Origin of the sequence: Desulfosporosinus lacus DSM 15449 (assembly GCF_900129935.1) — a bacterium.
Lineage (GTDB): Bacteria > Bacillota > Desulfitobacteriia > Desulfitobacteriales > Desulfitobacteriaceae > Desulfosporosinus > Desulfosporosinus lacus.
This window is the reverse complement of the sequence record NZ_FQXJ01000003.1, coordinates 275,917-291,531: the sequence shown is the minus strand read 5'-3', so window position 1 is coordinate 291,531 and position 15,615 is coordinate 275,917. Positions and strand designations below refer to the sequence as shown.

General features: G+C 45.6%; 21 protein-coding genes. 1 reads left to right on the top strand and 20 read right to left on the bottom strand.

All coding sequences use genetic code 11. The features are described 5' to 3' along the window. The 20 genes from BUB11_RS01515 to BUB11_RS01425 form a co-directional block, all read right to left on the bottom strand. Positions 1 to 270 carry a hypothetical protein gene (locus BUB11_RS01515; protein ID WP_073027300.1) on the bottom strand — a complete coding sequence of 90 codons (270 nt, stop codon included), beginning with the start codon at positions 268 to 270 and terminating at the stop codon, positions 1 to 3. A gap of 14 nt (positions 271 to 284) precedes the next feature. After that, positions 285 to 1,982 carry a hypothetical protein gene (locus BUB11_RS01510; RefSeq protein ID WP_073027298.1) on the bottom strand — a complete coding sequence of 566 codons (1,698 nt, stop codon included), beginning with the start codon at positions 1,980 to 1,982 and terminating at the stop codon, positions 285 to 287. After that, on the bottom strand, positions 1,982 to 2,509 hold the full coding sequence (locus BUB11_RS01505) for a putative phage tail protein (protein WP_073027296.1): 528 nt from the start codon (positions 2,507 to 2,509) through the stop codon (positions 1,982 to 1,984). Before BUB11_RS01505 ends, BUB11_RS01510 begins: the two co-directional genes overlap by 1 nt. Beyond that, positions 2,502 to 3,575 (bottom strand): baseplate J/gp47 family protein, encoded by a 1,074-nt coding sequence (locus BUB11_RS01500; protein WP_084110118.1) that lies wholly within the window; start codon positions 3,573 to 3,575, stop codon positions 2,502 to 2,504. The genes BUB11_RS01505 and BUB11_RS01500 overlap by 8 nt, the downstream gene beginning before the upstream one ends. After that, positions 3,568 to 4,005 (bottom strand): DUF2634 domain-containing protein, encoded by a 438-nt coding sequence (locus BUB11_RS01495; protein ID WP_073027294.1) that lies wholly within the window; start codon positions 4,003 to 4,005, stop codon positions 3,568 to 3,570. The genes BUB11_RS01500 and BUB11_RS01495 overlap by 8 nt, the downstream gene beginning before the upstream one ends. Beyond that, a complete protein-coding gene (locus BUB11_RS01490; protein WP_073027292.1) occupies positions 4,002 to 4,268 on the bottom strand; it encodes a DUF2577 family protein in 267 nt (88 codons plus the stop codon). Before BUB11_RS01490 ends, BUB11_RS01495 begins: the two co-directional genes overlap by 4 nt. Before the next feature lie 9 nt (positions 4,269 to 4,277). Further along, on the bottom strand, positions 4,278 to 5,249 hold the full coding sequence (locus BUB11_RS01485) for an XkdQ/YqbQ family protein (RefSeq protein WP_073027291.1): 972 nt from the start codon (positions 5,247 to 5,249) through the stop codon (positions 4,278 to 4,280). After that, positions 5,246 to 5,647, bottom strand: coding sequence for a hypothetical protein (locus tag BUB11_RS01480; protein WP_073027289.1), 402 nt, complete (start codon positions 5,645 to 5,647; stop codon positions 5,246 to 5,248). Before BUB11_RS01480 ends, BUB11_RS01485 begins: the two co-directional genes overlap by 4 nt. Before the next feature lie 12 nt (positions 5,648 to 5,659). Beyond that, positions 5,660 to 7,576, bottom strand: a complete 1,917-nt coding sequence (locus BUB11_RS01475) for a phage tail tape measure protein (RefSeq protein WP_073027287.1) — start codon at positions 7,574 to 7,576, stop codon at positions 5,660 to 5,662. Between the two features lie 25 nt (positions 7,577 to 7,601). After that, positions 7,602 to 7,742, bottom strand: coding sequence for a hypothetical protein (locus BUB11_RS27965; protein ID WP_207650017.1), 141 nt, complete (start codon positions 7,740 to 7,742; stop codon positions 7,602 to 7,604). 38 nt (positions 7,743 to 7,780) lie between these two features. Next, complete coding sequence (locus tag BUB11_RS01470; RefSeq protein ID WP_073027285.1) at positions 7,781 to 8,158, bottom strand: phage tail assembly chaperone; 378 nt, start codon at positions 8,156 to 8,158, stop codon at positions 7,781 to 7,783. A 19-nt stretch (positions 8,159 to 8,177) separates the two neighbouring features. Beyond that, positions 8,178 to 8,621, bottom strand: a complete 444-nt coding sequence (locus BUB11_RS01465) for a phage tail tube protein (RefSeq protein WP_073027284.1) — start codon at positions 8,619 to 8,621, stop codon at positions 8,178 to 8,180. 12 nt (positions 8,622 to 8,633) lie between these two features. Next, positions 8,634 to 9,698 carry a phage tail sheath subtilisin-like domain-containing protein gene (locus BUB11_RS01460; RefSeq protein WP_073027282.1) on the bottom strand — a complete coding sequence of 355 codons (1,065 nt, stop codon included), beginning with the start codon at positions 9,696 to 9,698 and terminating at the stop codon, positions 8,634 to 8,636. Between the two features lie 6 nt (positions 9,699 to 9,704). Continuing rightward, complete coding sequence (locus BUB11_RS01455) at positions 9,705 to 10,184, bottom strand: phage tail terminator family protein (protein ID WP_073027281.1); 480 nt, start codon at positions 10,182 to 10,184, stop codon at positions 9,705 to 9,707. After that, on the bottom strand, positions 10,181 to 10,594 hold the full coding sequence (locus BUB11_RS01450) for an HK97 gp10 family phage protein (RefSeq protein ID WP_073027279.1): 414 nt from the start codon (positions 10,592 to 10,594) through the stop codon (positions 10,181 to 10,183). Before BUB11_RS01450 ends, BUB11_RS01455 begins: the two co-directional genes overlap by 4 nt. Beyond that, positions 10,587 to 10,922, bottom strand: coding sequence for a phage head closure protein (locus BUB11_RS01445; RefSeq protein ID WP_073027277.1), 336 nt, complete (start codon positions 10,920 to 10,922; stop codon positions 10,587 to 10,589). The genes BUB11_RS01450 and BUB11_RS01445 overlap by 8 nt, the downstream gene beginning before the upstream one ends. Before the next feature lie 13 nt (positions 10,923 to 10,935). Beyond that, entirely contained in the window at positions 10,936 to 11,499 is a 564-nt protein-coding gene (locus tag BUB11_RS01440; RefSeq protein WP_143159015.1) for a head-tail connector protein, read from the bottom strand. Positions 11,500 to 11,581: 82 nt separating this feature from the next. After that, the gene (locus tag BUB11_RS01435; RefSeq protein WP_073027273.1) at positions 11,582 to 12,046 is read right to left on the bottom strand and encodes a hypothetical protein; all 465 of its coding nucleotides are present in this window, start codon (positions 12,044 to 12,046) and stop codon (positions 11,582 to 11,584) included. A 33-nt stretch (positions 12,047 to 12,079) separates the two neighbouring features. Next, positions 12,080 to 13,360, bottom strand: coding sequence for a phage major capsid protein (locus tag BUB11_RS01430; protein WP_084110150.1), 1,281 nt, complete (start codon positions 13,358 to 13,360; stop codon positions 12,080 to 12,082). Between the two features lie 50 nt (positions 13,361 to 13,410). Beyond that, entirely contained in the window at positions 13,411 to 14,172 is a 762-nt protein-coding gene (locus BUB11_RS01425) for a head maturation protease, ClpP-related (protein WP_242947415.1), read from the bottom strand. A gap of 314 nt (positions 14,173 to 14,486) precedes the next feature. Here BUB11_RS01425 and BUB11_RS01420 point away from each other — a divergent pair, with 314 nt between their 5' ends. Next, positions 14,487 to 15,566: a DUF3231 family protein gene (locus BUB11_RS01420; protein ID WP_073027269.1), complete on the top strand. Its 1,080-nt coding sequence runs from the start codon at positions 14,487 to 14,489 to the stop codon at positions 15,564 to 15,566. Positions 15,567 to 15,615: the final 49 nt, after the last annotated feature.

Sequence of the window (15,615 nt, the reverse complement as noted above, 5' to 3'; positions counted from 1 at the left end):
CTACACCGTCCCTTTCGCCAACATATCTTCATACATCGTCGCTAATACCTCCATGAGGATTAATTGATTATCGCTTATGTCTTGGATCGTTGGCTGACTGCGAGGTGGACTTATAGGGGTTGGATCATCCATAAAATGTCCATTGCCTTGCTTAATTTGTCCAACTTCCCCTAAATCTGTAATAATGTCATTCGGTTGCAAGATGTATTTCGAGCCTACGTTTTTGGCTCCGACCACAATATTTGCCGAATCTAATGTAATGACCCTCATAGTTAGCTGCCTCCTTAATTAAATTCAATGACCTGCCATCTTATAGTTAGGTTATTTGAGTTATTTTGGGCTACAGATATCGTCGTCGCATTACTCAAAGCAAAACTTGGAAATGCCCCTGCCACATATGTGCCAGTATCTGTCGTTGTAAAACTGGCAAACACGACCGATTTTAAGGGGTCCACACTACTAATGCCGATGGTGGCGGCTGTTAAATTAGTGGTATTAGACCCCCTTTGAACACTTTTAACATTGTTGAACTCGATGACTGTCCACGCAACGATGGAATAATTGAGTGCTGCGGTATTAACATAAAACGCTACATTTGTAGCTGTGGTTAATGCTCCTGCCACGACAATAACGTTAGCGTATTGATTATTCCGCCCGTGAATCGATAACATTAACACTGATTTTGTTAAGTCAATCGCTGATATACCCACATTGACGGTGGTTGCATTGACGGTGGTTGAACCCCTTTGGATACTCTTAACATTGCTCGGAAGCACGTCCACTTTTCCACTTGTAAGCGCTCCATCGTAATAACCCTGCGGAATTGCTTGAACTACTGTGCTTGGGGTGATTACGGTTGCACTACCTACTTTCGTAGGCATCGTTCCTACAATATCTCCTGCGTCCGTGCTTGCTGTTTTCCCAGAGAGAAGGTCCGGCGCAGTTGCATTACCAGAACCACCTTCACCCTGTAGTATAAAATTTGTGCCATCATACCTCAGCGTGTAAATTCCTGTTGCTTTTAGATTGGTGACATCGCTTCCATTGGGTTTTTTAAGTCCCTTAGCACCTTTTCCATTCCAGTTAAGCGTTGAGGCTCCTGTACTATCGACATTGAATTTTACGCATACCGCCATGCCTGCCGTGAGTGTGGTTATCGACGGAGCTGCTATTGCATACGTGTTCGCTGCTCCTGTTGCTGTCCCGGCGTATGGAACTTGTAGCGTGTAATCCATGAAATGCGCAGCGGCATCGTCATATAAGGCTACGCCGCCCACAGCCCCTTTTTGAGATGAAGGTATCGCATTCGTTGCCAGTGTTCCTTGCGCTGCAGTGGCATATGCGGTGGACGCTGTGTAGGCCGCTGTACCGAGTCCAAGGATTGTTTTAACCTCTGCCAGCGTTTTCTTAACGAACACTCCAGCTCCCGAAGAAATTATAAAGTCACTGACAGCCGTAGCGAGAGAGTGGGATATTCTTTTGTCGAGTTCTACTTTTAACCCGGCAGTGTGCACCGCCCTTGTGTTATCCGTTCCCGTCGTTGTCTCCGCTGCAGTCGCCAGTTCGACGTGGCCCTTGACTGTTTCTGAAGCATTTGTCGCTAGGTGTGTCGATAGATCGTCCTGCTTTGCTACCCCGCCAACAGTCCCAAGCTGCGAAGTTTGTAGTGCTGAGTCAGCCTTTGTGCCTTGTGCCGATGTTGCTGCGCCGATGTCACTTGGGTCCAAGACAACGACCCCTGTTTTACTATTAACGCTGGAGACTGGAGCAGTGAAAGTCGGTACACTTATAACTCCTACACCATCCACATTAATACCTGAACCGATCTTAACGACCCCTTTGGTTGCTGCGCTGGCCGGCCCAGTAGTGGCATCAATTTTATCCCAGTTATCGTTAAGCATGGTTTGGATGTTAAAGGTATCAAGCCCATCAGTCGCGGGGTCTTTTTTCAAGAGTCCAAGATTCGGAGTATTCGTCGCCATTACACACCTCCCGCGAATTTATTAAGCGTTGTCAACTGTAGCTCATCGATCGTCATTACTTGGTCAATGTCACGTATGAGATGAAATGAAAACAAATAATCCAACCATAAATAAGCTGGTTTGATTTGCTCTACTGCTATTCTCAAGTCCATAAGATTAGGGGGAATACCTAAGACACTGTTGAATTTTACATGAATGGTTCCGTCAAAGGTTACCTGAACATCCCCATTCGTGAAGGCATCACAGACGGTCTTTATTAGAGCCGCATCTAACTTACCACTCCCGCGCCACTTAGATTTTATGACGCTCCTCCGGTAACTCAGAAGCTTGGTATAATCCGTTGCAATCCCTAGCTCCAACTCATAAATGTCTAAAGCCCAAGTTGCGGTGTCCACATCAAATTGAGCTAAGATGTCGGCAAGTTTGACATCTAGGCTCTCTAATTCTTGGCCTTGGGCATTTAACAGGTCTGAAAACAGTTGGGTATTGCTCAGAAACGGTGGTAAATAACTCTTTAGATTACTCAATGTTAACCACCCCCAAAACCGGGGCCTCCGTTAGTTCCGCTGTATAACTTAACGGGATATTTGAAGTACCAGCATTAATGGTCAAGTCCGAATAATCGAGTATGCCAGCACTGTCCAAGATAGTGGCCCCTAGTTTAGCGTAGCTGACTGTGCCTTCCTTATAGGTGATCGATTTAAAGTGAGTGACTAGGTTCGTTCGCACATTAGTTATCCTTTGATTTTCCGTATAGTTAGCATCCTTCACCGCAATAAAACCAACGTTAATGATCTTTTCAGAGGCACCTTCTACAGTCGTGAAAGCCCCAAAAGGAGCCACGCCAAGCCCAAGGCCCGTTACGCCGGGGTCCATATAGTTCTGCGCCCCAGCTAGGAAGTCAGCACTCGGCGTCTGCTTGTTAGCGTCGATGATGACAAGTTTTACAGTGTTGTTACCAGCCCAAGTGGGGTAGACTCTAACATCGCCGACACCCTCATAATTCTTGATGAGGGCTGTAAACTGAGCAATATTTCCTCCGGTCGCTGGTTTTTGAATGTAATCATAATATCTCTGCAAGAGGGACGCATCGCTTTCGGCGTCGAAGCCATCCTGTGTCGGTTCGGAATTTGTTACACTCACCAAGCCCTGTAACGCGACAGGAAATTGAGTTAGTTGGTTAGCCGGGACCATGCCACTAGCCCCGGCAACAACTGCCTGTACGTCAATAGTTTCTGTAACATCTACGGTTTGCTGCACTAACGACTTAAACCGAATCCCACCCGACGTTTGGACTAAATCACCGACACTAATGGTTCCATTTCCAGTGATGGTGACGGTAGTCTTTGCGTAAGTTGCAGCCTTTCTTGTTAATCCAGTTCGTTGCTGGATTCTAGTAGCGAGTTCATCGCCACTCAGGTTAGATATTTCAATCTTGCTTGCCACTTCGTCAAGGTTTGCTTCTTGCTGGGCTATTTCATGACTTATAGGAGAAAGTGCGTCATAAATTAAAGAACCCTCTGACTTATCTAGTTCAGAGGAAACAGTTCCGAGCATCCTGTTTAAGATAACTGTACTTGTCTCTCTATACACTGACACTCACCTCACCATAGACGGTTGTTACTGTAAAGCTAACATCAGTCTTGCTTCCGTCGATCGTTATATCGATAGTTTTAACGCCCGTTATATAAACATTAACCAGCAACGACTCTTTCAGATAACGTTCAAGCTCGGCTTTCAAAGCCCCGGTTGAGAATCCTTGGTTAATTAACGAATCAAGCTCATGACCATACTTTGAGGTGTAGGCCCGATACCTGTATTTCTTAGTCTGTAGGGCCTTCCACACCCACACCTTGATTGCTTCCTTACCTGTTACGATGGCGTTTTTCCCATCCACGAGCAGGAAGTCATTGTTTTCAAAATCCCACGCATACTCTTTAACGAGTGGTAATTCACTGGGGGTTATTACTGTAGAGTCAATAAGGTTAGTAACGTTGATGACCTCTGACGGAAAGATACTCATACGCTCACGACCCTTGCCAGTACGATATAGGTCTGTTCATCGAGCGTCGGGATCAAGGCGACCAAATTATCTGCCATAAGCCAATCTGTACCTTGCAGTAGATGATCCGCGACCAATAGGTTATCTTTACCGATTTGCAGGTCTCTGAGCTTAATGGTTAAAGGATCCGGCGAAACAACCACTCCTACCTGAACGTAAGGGGTATTGAACTTCGCCCCTTGCGTTCTCATATGGTTGATGATCGCGCTATATGGGTTCTTCATGGCATCACCTCATTCGTTTCCAAAACTGAGACTTAAGGACATTGTATATCTGCCAGTGCCGGGTTCCCATGTGTGGGTATCCCCATCAATGGACATCAGCGCATTTTGAAGAATATCAACATAAACGATTTCGGTGTTGACTGCATACCCTGTACGGCAGTTCCAATTCCCTAAAGCCGGAATGGTCACGGATCGCTTTACGCCAGTAAGCATTCCTTTGGCAACTGCGCTACTATCCTTGTCGACTTCTTGGGTGTAGTTGTCTTGCAATAGGCCATACTCGTCCATCCAACTGGCGTTACTTACTTCCCCGGCGTAATTGTTTTTATTGTCATAGATTTTCACTTTGTTGACCATTCCTTCAAGGGAATCTCGGTAGCTGGTGCTAAGGAGGTTATTACCCGCGCCGTCAAGCCTAGATCGCAACGTATAATCCACAACGATCTGCCCCTTTTCGATCACGCACAGCTTTGTACCATCCATCACCGGAAAGTATCGTTTTCCGTTTGTTTTCGACGCTTGAGTGTACAATTCCATAATGGCTTCATAGCCTGTCTTTTGTGCTATGAGCCTATTCACCTTAAGCCCAGTACTCGCAATGGTTCCTACCTCCACCCCTAGTTCAGAACATATTTTCTTTGTGGCATCTTCCGGGGTAATGTTCACAAAGTTGTATGTCACCTTGGATTTCGTAAGATATATAAGATAATCGTACGCGACAAAGGGCAGTTCTTCGGAGGCTGAATTAATCTCCCGGTCCCAAGCTACGCCTCTAAATATCTCTTTTCCGTCCAACAGGAGCCAGACCTTAGTTCCCGGCCCGATTTGTGTCCGGGGTTGGTTCCTGTCCCAAATCGGGTAGGCGAGTGTGATGTCTAATTTCCTCGCGGCTTGGGCTTTGTCCCCTGAGCAGCTTATGCTCTTAACAACCTTGGTTATATCCCTCACGACCCCGTTGTACAAACTGTAAAGTGTAATCATAGTACTATCGTCCTGTACTCTTTAAGTGCCAAACTGAAATAGACGTCGCCTGTGCCGTCCCGCACCCCGTACTCAAAGGATTCAATTGTACATTCAGTGTTGATTGCTCCCGGTACTATATACCGGATGGGCTTACCGCTGGCCATCCACTTTTCGATTAAGGCGGTGCAAACGTTCGGCTCAGGAAAGGTTTTGTACTGGCAAAAGCTATAACTACGTTTAGGGAAAAAGGATTCTAGAGAAGGTATCTCTGCCAGCTTTGGCTTGCCAATAAAACCAATCTCGCCTAAACCTTCAACCGTAACCGTGCTGTTATTTAACGATTTCTTAATTGAATAGTTCGGTGGAGGGACCGGAAGGCGTAGTGTTTCTGATCCTTGTATTAGCCAAAATTCCATGCCGTCCCTCCTTTACATATTCGCGGCAGCCGCGTCAAGTTTTAGCATGATCGCATTTGCAATTTTATGAACGTCTGCCTCTTCTCTTATGACTGTTCCGTTCAGGTTGACCACGACGTTCTTGCTGGAGCCCCCACCGTTGTATGGGTTTTGGCTTGCTGTTTCTATTCTCTCGCCCTTATGGAGTTTGGCGATGTAACCATCGAAAGGAACATAATTCAGGCCACTAGCGTGACTCCCATCCACACCCCGTGCGGAGCGCATACCCTCCGCGCTGCTGTTCTCCGAGGTGTTAAGGCTAACCCGCGCGACAAGGGGCATATTTACGCCTGGTATTTTATTGATCGTGTCGATGAGGTCGTTGATTAGACCGATGGCCCCGTTTACACCTGTCTTGAAAGCGTTCTCGATCGTTACCCATACTTCCGACGCTTTCGATTTAACGATGTCCCAGTTTTGGTACAAGGCTATTCCAGCGCCAATTAGTAAGCCGATGCCCACAATCACAAGCCCCATCGGATTTAAATTCATGGCGAAGTTCAAGGCTAATTGGGCGGCAGTGACCGCGATGGTTACCAGTTCCGTCGCAATCATCACTGCTTTATAGGCTCCAAAAGCAATGGCAATGCCTGTAATAAAGGGACCAAGGGTGGACCAGTTTGTTTTAAAGAAGTCATAGACACTTGTGGCCTTCTCCAATACCCCACCTAAGATATCTCTAACCATGGGGAGGCCGATGTCGGTCATCCATGATATAACCGGCTTGGCTAGTTCAAAGGCATCTACGAGATACTTTTTCAGGGTCGGGAGTTTACTTACTGCAAACCCGATCCCGTCAGCGATCTTAAGCCCGAATTTGTCCATTTGTGGGCTGTATTTATCAATCAAATCTATGATGGTCGTTAAGGTCGGTTTGAGCCTTTCAAGCATGGCCCTTCCCGTGTCCTGAACCTTAGAGCCTAGATTACCGGTGATCGTGCTCATCAAACCCGACCCGCTTTGAGATAGTTTTTCCGACCCGCCTTTAAAGTAAGGGTTTAACTTTTTACTAACGAGCGTCTGGTAGGCTGTCATGGTTTCCGCATTTGACATGTCGTCGTTTTTGCCTTTGCCTACAAACCCTTTGAATTCTTCTGCGCTGATCTTAAATCCGAATTCTTTCATTCTCTCAAACTCGCCGTTCTTGGCGTCTGCTAGGGCCTCCATCGAGTCGCTAATCGTCTTACCGGGGTTAAGCGCCGCCATATCTCCAGCGAGTTTCACTAAATCCATGGCCCCTGACGTGTCCCCGCCCATGACATTGACAGCCCTTGCACCTGCTCCTATAACCTCCGATGTTGAAAACGGTGTGGCATCCGCATTTTTTCTCAAGTCCTTTATATAACTGTCGCGCATATCCGTTATATCTGCGTCGCTTTTGCCTTGATTGTTCACCCCGATGAAATGTTTCATGGCGATTTCCTGCTGTTCAAGCATTGCCCCGCTTTTTAGTGCAACAACTGCTCCAGCCCCAGCGGCTGCCCCGACAACCAGGGGTACTGCTGCGGCAGTCCTCAAGGCGGCGAGTTTACTGCTGATGCCGCTGATAGCCCGGCTCGCGGTGTCTCGGATGCTGACCAAGGGAGCAATCGCTCGTCTGCCCAGCGCGTTTATCTCGTTGCGAATCCTTTGTCTTTCCCGCGCAGCATTGTCCCGTATTGCCACTTGAGTTACGATTCTAGATCTTAAGGGTTCAATGGCCGTCCGAATCCTTGAAATCGTCCGAGTGGCAGCCGTTGCATTTAACCGAACTTCCATCTGTTGTCGTAGGGTTCTCTGGGTGGCGGCGACGTCTTGTCTAAAGGCAGACTGTTCGCGCCTTACGCCTCGCAAAGTGGCACTCATATTATCTCTAAGTGTCAGTGTGGCCCCGATAACGTGCCCCGCCATGCTCTCACCTCACTAAAAAGCAAGGTCACTTACCAAAATAGACTAAGTGACCTTGCTTCCATTCTTGGGCTTTTTCTTCAAACACTAAGTTCATGCTGGCTGCTAGAAATATCTTCTCTTGACCCGATAACTTCAAAAGGTAGTCCAGAGTGAAGCCTTTCTGCAAGTAATAGTGCAGAAAGTACAGTCCCGGACTACCTTTTATTAGTTTTTTACTGCTTCGACGACACTGACAGAGTCTTTGCCATACCCCGCAAAGTCAACGATCTCTTTCGCAATTGAATCAATCTCCCCAGAATCCAGAATTTGATCCAGTACGTCATACCCGGTAACTCCGAAAGCGGCTTGCAGCTCCGTGTCCTTAAAACTTGGCTCAGTGACGCATTCATAAACCAAGAAGGAGTTCCCCTCGCCCTCACCGATCTCATAGGAGTCCAAGACGGTGGTGCGACTTGGCTTCATGATGGTAATAGTAGCGCCTAAAGATTTCACATAGAGCTCTCTTGTTTCAGTCTTTTTTGCTTTGATCTTGTCAGCATTCGAGATCAGCTCACTAAGGGTTAGTTTTTTCTTTGCTTCCATATTACGATCAGTTTCCTTCCTATACAATGTCAATTGTGTCGATAAAGTCTGCATCACTTGCGGTGAATCCGAATTTATACTCATCCTCACCCTTTTTGGACTGTTCAAACTGAATCAGTGTTAGTTCATCAAACCATACATTCCCGATCGACACCCGTTCGCTCTGCTTTCCCACAGTGTCAGGGTCTTTGAGTTTGCCGATGAGAGTGCTTCTTGGGTCCTCACCCTTTTTCCAGGCTTCGAGAATTTTCTTTTTCCCCCGGCTAAACACCTTTTTAACTTTGAGAGTTCCTTCACCCTTCAGGCCAACGAGCTTTGAGTCCTTATCCATGCCGATCGTTACATCTTCCCGTTCGGCGGTGACCTTTGCCTCAAAGGATTCTAATTCAAAGACCAGTTCTCCGTCCCACCACACTTGCCCCCAGGTGCCATTGACTTGATTATTCCCTCTAATTTTTGCCATGCTTTAGTCCTCCTACACGATCAACATTGAAAAGTCTAAGTCTTCCATAGCGTCAAGAGGGCTTCCACTTGCCCGGACAAAGACCTTGCTCCCTGTGTTGTACTCTTTAAGTTGAGCTGTTGTTAGCTTACTGGTATCGAGTCCGGTCGATTGGAGGAATAACTCTTGTGCATCCAAGTCGATCTCGGCCAGCGCAGTGAAGTTTGGGTCTAGGACTTCATCCGCTTGCAGACCCTTGAAATAGGCGTTGACCGCTGTTAGAAAGAGAACTTTGTTGTCATAGAAGTTGTTGACCTGCCCGACATATTCAGAATCAAAAGTGTCGCGGATATCCTCGCGCATAAGATCGATCGCTTCTAGGATTTTAATCTTCTTAAACTTGGCACCTTTGGCAACAGTTGTAGAAGTTAGACTGTTCACTCCTCGACCAATCTTGATGTGCTCACCGTCGTTGATTAAAATTAGCTTCCCTGCATCGATGTCGTCATCAGGTGTGGTTGTCTCACTGATACTCTCAACTTCGGGAAGAACGAAGTACGTGGAGCTTCGTGTGAATGGCAAACCTGCTAAAATACCTGCGATTCTAGCGCAATATTCGGCGGTTGTATAGGTTTCTCCGTCCACAAGGATATTGTCTGTTGTGAAATTGATGATTCCTTCATGGTCGGACGCACTGTTCGGTAATACAGCCTTAAACGTCTTTTTATCCGTATCCCTGCGTGATTTAATCCAAGTAGAGATGGTGGCAACATCCGCTGTAAGTATGCCGGGTATGGCGAGGTAGTTCCACTTCTTGTTGATTAACCTTGCTAGGGCAGCGCTATAATCTACAGCTTCTGCATCGATTCGTTCGACGATTACTTTGGTCGGTGAGCCAAGGAACGATTTTTGAATGTAATCGAGATTCACTGCCGTCCAGTCCAAGGGGTCGATTTGGGTAACGTCGGTATAGATTTTCGTGTCAAAGGTTTCCTTGGTGGAGTCTTTTAAGATCAGCGCAACAATCCCTCTGGCACTTCGAGCGATGGCCGTTACAGCGAGTGTCTGAAACCTGATATTGATTTGGGGTAACCCCATAGTTGACTACTCCTCCTTTAAATCTAGTTCTTGCATTAACTCGACTGTTTCTTCGGAATAACCTAGACTGTCGTCAAGCTCCGTTGACATGAGCCACTCGTCGTTGACTTCCACGACGTCTATATCCGTTAAGAATTCCAATTCAAACTTAAATTGCAAAACATTGTCGATGAGTTGGTGTCGCTTGCTTTTCAGGGTAATGACCCGATCCCCTATTTTTAGGACATTAAAGAATGCCGTGTTTAGCTGGTCCAGCATTTTCAGGTTTGCTAGGTCTGTCTTTTCCTCTGAAAAGTAATGGATGTTGACCGTCAGAAGTTTTTCTTCGTAGTCTATAGAGGGTGTATCGCTAATGGGCATCAATTGCACAAAAAAAGCAGGGGGTTTAAACCCGTTTAATTCCTCAGTGGCCACAGTCTTGATCGTGCTTACCTTTGTTTTCAAGACATCGATGACTGATCGTTTTATATCAACATATCCGATCATAGGTCTAATTCCTCCAAGGCTGTCGCTATAAAGGCACTTACTTCCCTTGCGAATTCGGACTCTTTTTTTATAACTGCCTTTTCAAGCATATGGACCCCCGGATAAAATCCATACTCCCCATATTGGTTGCTTATCCGGTGCCCATGTTCGTTTAAGTGGGAGAGGGGAGCGTTGTTTGTAACAGTCGATTCAACTAATCTTACAGACGAGCGCCTCTTACCCTTGGTCGCGGTTTTCCAATGAGCTTTCGTGAATCCTGTATCGTCGGGTGTGTCACGTTTAGCTTGAGTCTTTACATCATTAACCTGTTTCCGCATGAATTTTTTAGCTTCATTCGGGAACGTCTCATTAATGACCCGCATAAGATCTCGTTCAAACTCCGTTAGCCCGTTTAGTTCAAAACTACTCATTGTAGACACCTTCTTCTATGAGGGTGCAAAATAGGTGCGTTTCAATATTTTGCTCTTGGTCATTGACCACATGATTGATGTTGTAATTATTACCTTTATACACCACTCGCATGGTCGAATCGAGATCATTCCGATATCTAATAACGATTTCGTGAACGACGCTTTCGCTGTTCTTACCAGCCTGTACTTGTTCCTTTACAAGACTGGTTTCAAATTTGGCCCACAGTTTAATGTAGGTTTGCCACTGTTTTACTTCCTCGCCAACCTCATTCGGAGTCCTAATATAGTTTTGAATTTCGATTCTATTACGTAATTCTCCAATGTTCATAGACTCCCCCCGCCTAGACCATCACTATTTTTTCCTGGCTTAACAGGGCAGCTACTGCAAAGCTTATTTCGCCAGTTCTTAGCTCACTGACCGCCATTCTATTTTCATACCAGTGGCCGATCAGTAATAACATGGCCTGTTTCACTCTAGCTGGGACGGTCTCGGAGGTATCGCCGTATCCACACATAAACCTCACCACGACTGGGTCTAAGGGGTAAAGGTGTTCGTATGGGAAAGCTTTTCCAAAGGGAGGACAAACCCGCCCCAATATTCCGCGATGACTTACGACATAGTCGATCTCAGGAATTAACGTGGTTACGATTCCGGCTGCATTTTTATAAAAAATTTGTTCGATGGTTTGTAGTCTTCCCTTCGGAATCGTGATAGTGCGTAGCGGAAAACTCGGAAGGGCCATCTCCCATGTTTGAGTGATATACGCTCTGTTTTGATAGGTTTCACAATACTCTCTCGCTGCGATAATCAACGAGTTCACATAGGCATCGTCATCGTTGGTATCGAGTCTTAGATGAGCTCGTGCAACGGGTAGGCTCACTGGCTCTGCAGCAGGGGGTGTCATTAAGGTTAAGTTATAGTCCACTTTATCACCGCCCTAAACTAAAGGAACAGGTGTTACCCTGCTCCCTGAATACGAAATATGATTAAACTAAGACCGTACTTGGTACTTCGTTTATAAATCTTCCTTTGCTCAAGATCGCAACAACGCTGCCTGCGATTGCCCCAACGATGACCTCAGTCGACTTCAGTCGCACATAGCTATACCCCGTCAGTGCGAGAGATTGTTCTCGTACAAATACCTTATAGACTTTGTTGCTCGCAGCTGCGGTCGTGAATCCCGTCGCGGGAGCTTGGGTAATCGGGCCATAGGTATCGCCTGTAACACACTCTTGGAATAGGAAAGGAATCGCTGTGGTGAGTGTGGGAGTAGCATCGCTGCAAGCCTCGACCGTTATTGTGGCCGTTCCCACTGCGCCGACACCGCACTGAACGATAAAACAAGCGCTGCCCCATTGTTTCATATTAATCACTTTGGTTGGAACTGCTCCTCCAAAGACATTCGTTGCAGGGGACAAGACGTTTACTACATGGTTTAGTTCATCAATCATACGATCTGTTTCCTCCTCATGGTTTCTTAATTACTAGCGCGCAGCTAATGTAACGAATGGACTAAGGGTATTGCTTCCTTTAAAAGGTTGGAGTGTTGACTTCCAGATCGGCTGACCATCGACTCGGTAAATGAAACGGAAAACACTCTCATCGTAAAGGAACCGCACATGAATCGAAGATGCGGCGTTGAGTCCCCCTTTGTCGATCAACAGATACTGTGAAAGGTCCACCAAGGAGATATCGCCAAGAGATCCTACAGTGTTAGCTTGCTCAACTGGAATCACCGGACGACCGAACAGAGTGCTATATTGCGCTCCGGACACTCCGCCCGCTGGCATATACACTGGGATGCCTCCGGTGCCTACCGTAATTGTCATTTGGCTGAGTTGGGGCTCGACGTCTTGGTTAATTAACCACACTGCGTTTTGGCGGGATCTTCCCCAGCAGCGCGCCCACATGTTCAAGACGTTTTGTGTCACGATCGAACCGTTAGCTTGTCCAGCTTCTTTTGCGACGGTGACAAGTGCGCCACTTTTCATATAGCCAAGAGGTTGCCCTGCTCCGAGACCATTCATGATGACATCGTCCATCCGAAAGCCAAATTCCTCTGCGAACGCTTGACCAATGATAGATTCTAGGGCGGTACTATCTTGGAGAAGTTCATCGGTCGCGTAGCAAAGCCCGGTTAGTTTCTTGAGCTTTAAGCCAACTTTATTAAACTTCGGCTTTGATCCGATCAAGGCATCGGCTTCGTTTTCCCAGTACGATTGAATTCCACCCCAGCGTGATCCGTTGGCTCGGCTTGTTTCGTCGATTCCATTCGCTTCGAGTGAGTTCGACGTTGGACTGATCGGAATTTTACGACACTTTGATGCTAAGATACCTGTTTCGTAGGTTCTCTGGAGCAGCTCCTTGGCGAAATCCTCGCCTACAAGAAACCCTCCGTCGGATGGGACTGATTCTCCCATTCCTGAAGCAGCATTTTGCATGAGCAGTCGTGGGTCTGGGGCTACGCCTTGTTTGGACGCATTAAAGACAGCTGTAAGGAATTCACTGTTGTTCTTCCATAACACTTTTGTGTGGTCCTTTGGTTGCGCCCATAGGGGCTCGTTGACTGCTTTCTTTGCTTCGGCTGCAGCCTTAAGTTCCTCTGAATCCATCACATCCACTTGTTTTTGAACGTCAATTTTGGCATTGACCGCTTGAATTTCTGCAAGTACAGCGTTGATTTCATCGGTGGTCGCCGATTCCTTTGCCGTAATGCCTTGAGCTTTGGCCTTTAAGGCAGCTTTTAGGGCCAACAATCGTTCCATTTCATTCATCCTTGTGCCTCGCTTTCTATTTTTGGGCATAAAAAAAACCTTTAGAGTTCACACTCCAAGGCTAAAATCGCTTTTGCTTTTGCAACGTCTTGTGTTGTGTCTGGTTCGACTGGGTCGATCAACGGGATAGATGCGGGTGGATCGTCCTTTACCGCAATAAATCTAGGGGTGTTTCTATACTTGGCAAGGATTTCAAAGTCTCTAACGCTGGCGGCAATTGCTTTTTCTTCTCCCACCACATCACACAGTCCAAGATCTAGGCACTCTTGGGCTGTTAACCAAGTTTCCGCGTCAAGTAACGCAACAAGATCCTTTCGTTTCATGTCCAAGGCTTTAGTTAGGTAGGTTTCTTGGATGCTCTCACATACCTTGTCCAACGTGTCGGCCATAGCCCGCATCTCATGGGCGTTTCCGTAAACTCCACTCATGGGATGATGAATCATCATCATGGCGTTCGCTGGCATATGGATTGTGTCACCCGCCATAGCGATGACTGAGGCAATGCTAGCAGCCAGACCATCGATGTGCATATTTATCTTGGCCTTATGCCTTTTTAACTGTGAATAGATCGTTTGACCTGCAAAGACATCTCCGCCAGGGGAATTCATGTAAACGTTGAGGGTTGTTATGTCGCCTAGGGCATCGAGTTCTGCCTTGAATGACGTAGGGGTTATTTCGTTCCCATCGCTAAACCAGCCACCTTGTGAATCCGCAATCTCTCCATAAATGGTTAACTCGCCTGCATTGTCAGCCACTTCTTTGAATGCCCAGAACTTCTTTTTAGCTTTCACCTTTTTTGCCACTTTCTCACCTCCTTTCAAGGGCAAAACAAAAAGCACCCAGAAGGTGCTTAAGTTAAACAATATATAGCTACCAAACCACAAACCCTAGTATTCCTAATCATGTAATACTGGGGTCAGCTCGATTTGCCAGACTAAAATAATATCTTGCATTTATGCAAGTGTCGTATATAAACAATGGGTTAAGTCATTCATTCTAAAACTACTCTCGATTGACAATTCACCCTATAAATACCTGTATTAACAACTACTAAAGGTAGCACAATATAACATTAGAATAGAAACCGATATACTTAAATTTTAAGGAGAAGTGAAATATGAATAATCTTGAGGAATCTAATCAAGGTCAGGTTCAACAAGTTTCTTTTGCACCTGTTCAGCATAATTTAGCAAACATTATGCCAACGTCGTCAGAGATTGCATCTCTTTGGGTGAGTTACTTCGCAGAAAGTCAGTCAATTTGTTTCCTCAAAAGCTTTGTCGCTAATTCCAAAGACCCTGATATTCATTCTGTCTTACAACTTGCACTCGATGTCTCAAGCCAACGGGTAAAAAATATGAAGGATATCTATAGTTCGATTAATCATCCTATTCCCGAAGCTTTTAGCGATAAAGATGTAGATGTCAATGCTAGACAGTTATTCGCCGAATCATTTACATTGTCGTACACTAGACTTATGCATAGGTTTGTTTTAATCGATTATGCCAACGCTTTAACTATTTCTTCTCGTCCCGATTTTCGTAATTATTTCTTCGAATGTATAGATAAATCTCAAGAGATAGTCCAGAAAGCCACCGATATACTTTTAGCAAAAGGTCTTTCCATAAAACACCCCCACATTGTTATTCCAGACAGAGTGGATTTTGTACATGATAAAAAATATTTTGGCACAAATATAGGTATGCTTATTGGAGATAAGAGACCTTTAAATGCATTAGAAATTAGTCATATTTTCTCGACTATGGAAACGAAGAAATTACTAAGAATTTTAAATATTGGACTCAAACAAGTTGCTAAGTCTGAAAAGGTTAAGGACTATCTTGATGAAGCTCTTAGAATAGGAGATAAGCAATTAAAAGTTCTAGGTTCTCTCTTAGCGGACGTGGATATACCCCATCCTTCAGTGGCCGATATTTTAATTACAGGTTCTAAAGAATCTCCTATTAGTGATAAGCTAATTTTAAGCCATGTATCTGTAGTTACTGCGTTTATCATTGTTGAATACGGATTTGCCCTAATACATTCAGCTCGAATTGACTTGGGTGCAATATTCGGTGATTTTATTACTGAACTACTACGCTTTGCCAAGAATGGTGCGGATTTAATGATTGAAGCAGGATGGCTCGAAAGGATTCCAGAAACGATTAATCACGAAAAAGAATCAATGCAACATTAACTAGAAAATTTAGTCAGTTTACTCTTTCAACTACCAAAAAACGAACACC

Excerpts from the sequence above, each read along its gene's own strand:
- BUB11_RS01515 (WP_073027300.1), bottom strand. The coding sequence starts at position 270 with ATGAGGGTCATTACATTAGATTCGGCAAATATTGTGGTCGGAGCCAAA.
- BUB11_RS01510 (WP_073027298.1), bottom strand. The coding sequence starts at position 1,982 with ATGGCGACGAATACTCCGAATCTTGGACTCTTGAAAAAAGACCCCGCG.
- BUB11_RS01495 (WP_073027294.1), bottom strand. The coding sequence starts at position 4,005 with ATGAGTATCTTTCCGTCAGAGGTCATCAACGTTACTAACCTTATTGAC.
- BUB11_RS01490 (WP_073027292.1), bottom strand. The coding sequence starts at position 4,268 with ATGAAGAACCCATATAGCGCGATCATCAACCATATGAGAACGCAAGGG.
- BUB11_RS01485 (WP_073027291.1), bottom strand. The coding sequence starts at position 5,249 with ATGATTACACTTTACAGTTTGTACAACGGGGTCGTGAGGGATATAACC.
- BUB11_RS01480 (WP_073027289.1), bottom strand. The coding sequence starts at position 5,647 with ATGGAATTTTGGCTAATACAAGGATCAGAAACACTACGCCTTCCGGTC.
- BUB11_RS01475 (WP_073027287.1), bottom strand. The coding sequence starts at position 7,576 with ATGGCGGGGCACGTTATCGGGGCCACACTGACACTTAGAGATAATATG.
- BUB11_RS01470 (WP_073027285.1), bottom strand. The coding sequence starts at position 8,158 with ATGGAAGCAAAGAAAAAACTAACCCTTAGTGAGCTGATCTCGAATGCT.
- BUB11_RS01465 (WP_073027284.1), bottom strand. The coding sequence starts at position 8,621 with ATGGCAAAAATTAGAGGGAATAATCAAGTCAATGGCACCTGGGGGCAA.
- BUB11_RS01460 (WP_073027282.1), bottom strand. The coding sequence starts at position 9,698 with ATGGGGTTACCCCAAATCAATATCAGGTTTCAGACACTCGCTGTAACG.
- BUB11_RS01455 (WP_073027281.1), bottom strand. The coding sequence starts at position 10,184 with ATGATCGGATATGTTGATATAAAACGATCAGTCATCGATGTCTTGAAA.
- BUB11_RS01450 (WP_073027279.1), bottom strand. The coding sequence starts at position 10,594 with ATGAGTAGTTTTGAACTAAACGGGCTAACGGAGTTTGAACGAGATCTT.
- BUB11_RS01445 (WP_073027277.1), bottom strand. The coding sequence starts at position 10,922 with ATGAACATTGGAGAATTACGTAATAGAATCGAAATTCAAAACTATATT.
- BUB11_RS01440 (WP_143159015.1), bottom strand. The coding sequence starts at position 11,499 with ATGACACCCCCTGCTGCAGAGCCAGTGAGCCTACCCGTTGCACGAGCT.
- BUB11_RS01435 (WP_073027273.1), bottom strand. The coding sequence starts at position 12,046 with ATGATTGATGAACTAAACCATGTAGTAAACGTCTTGTCCCCTGCAACG.
- BUB11_RS01430 (WP_084110150.1), bottom strand. The coding sequence starts at position 13,360 with ATGGAACGATTGTTGGCCCTAAAAGCTGCCTTAAAGGCCAAAGCTCAA.
- BUB11_RS01420 (WP_073027269.1), top strand. The coding sequence starts at position 14,487 with ATGAATAATCTTGAGGAATCTAATCAAGGTCAGGTTCAACAAGTTTCT.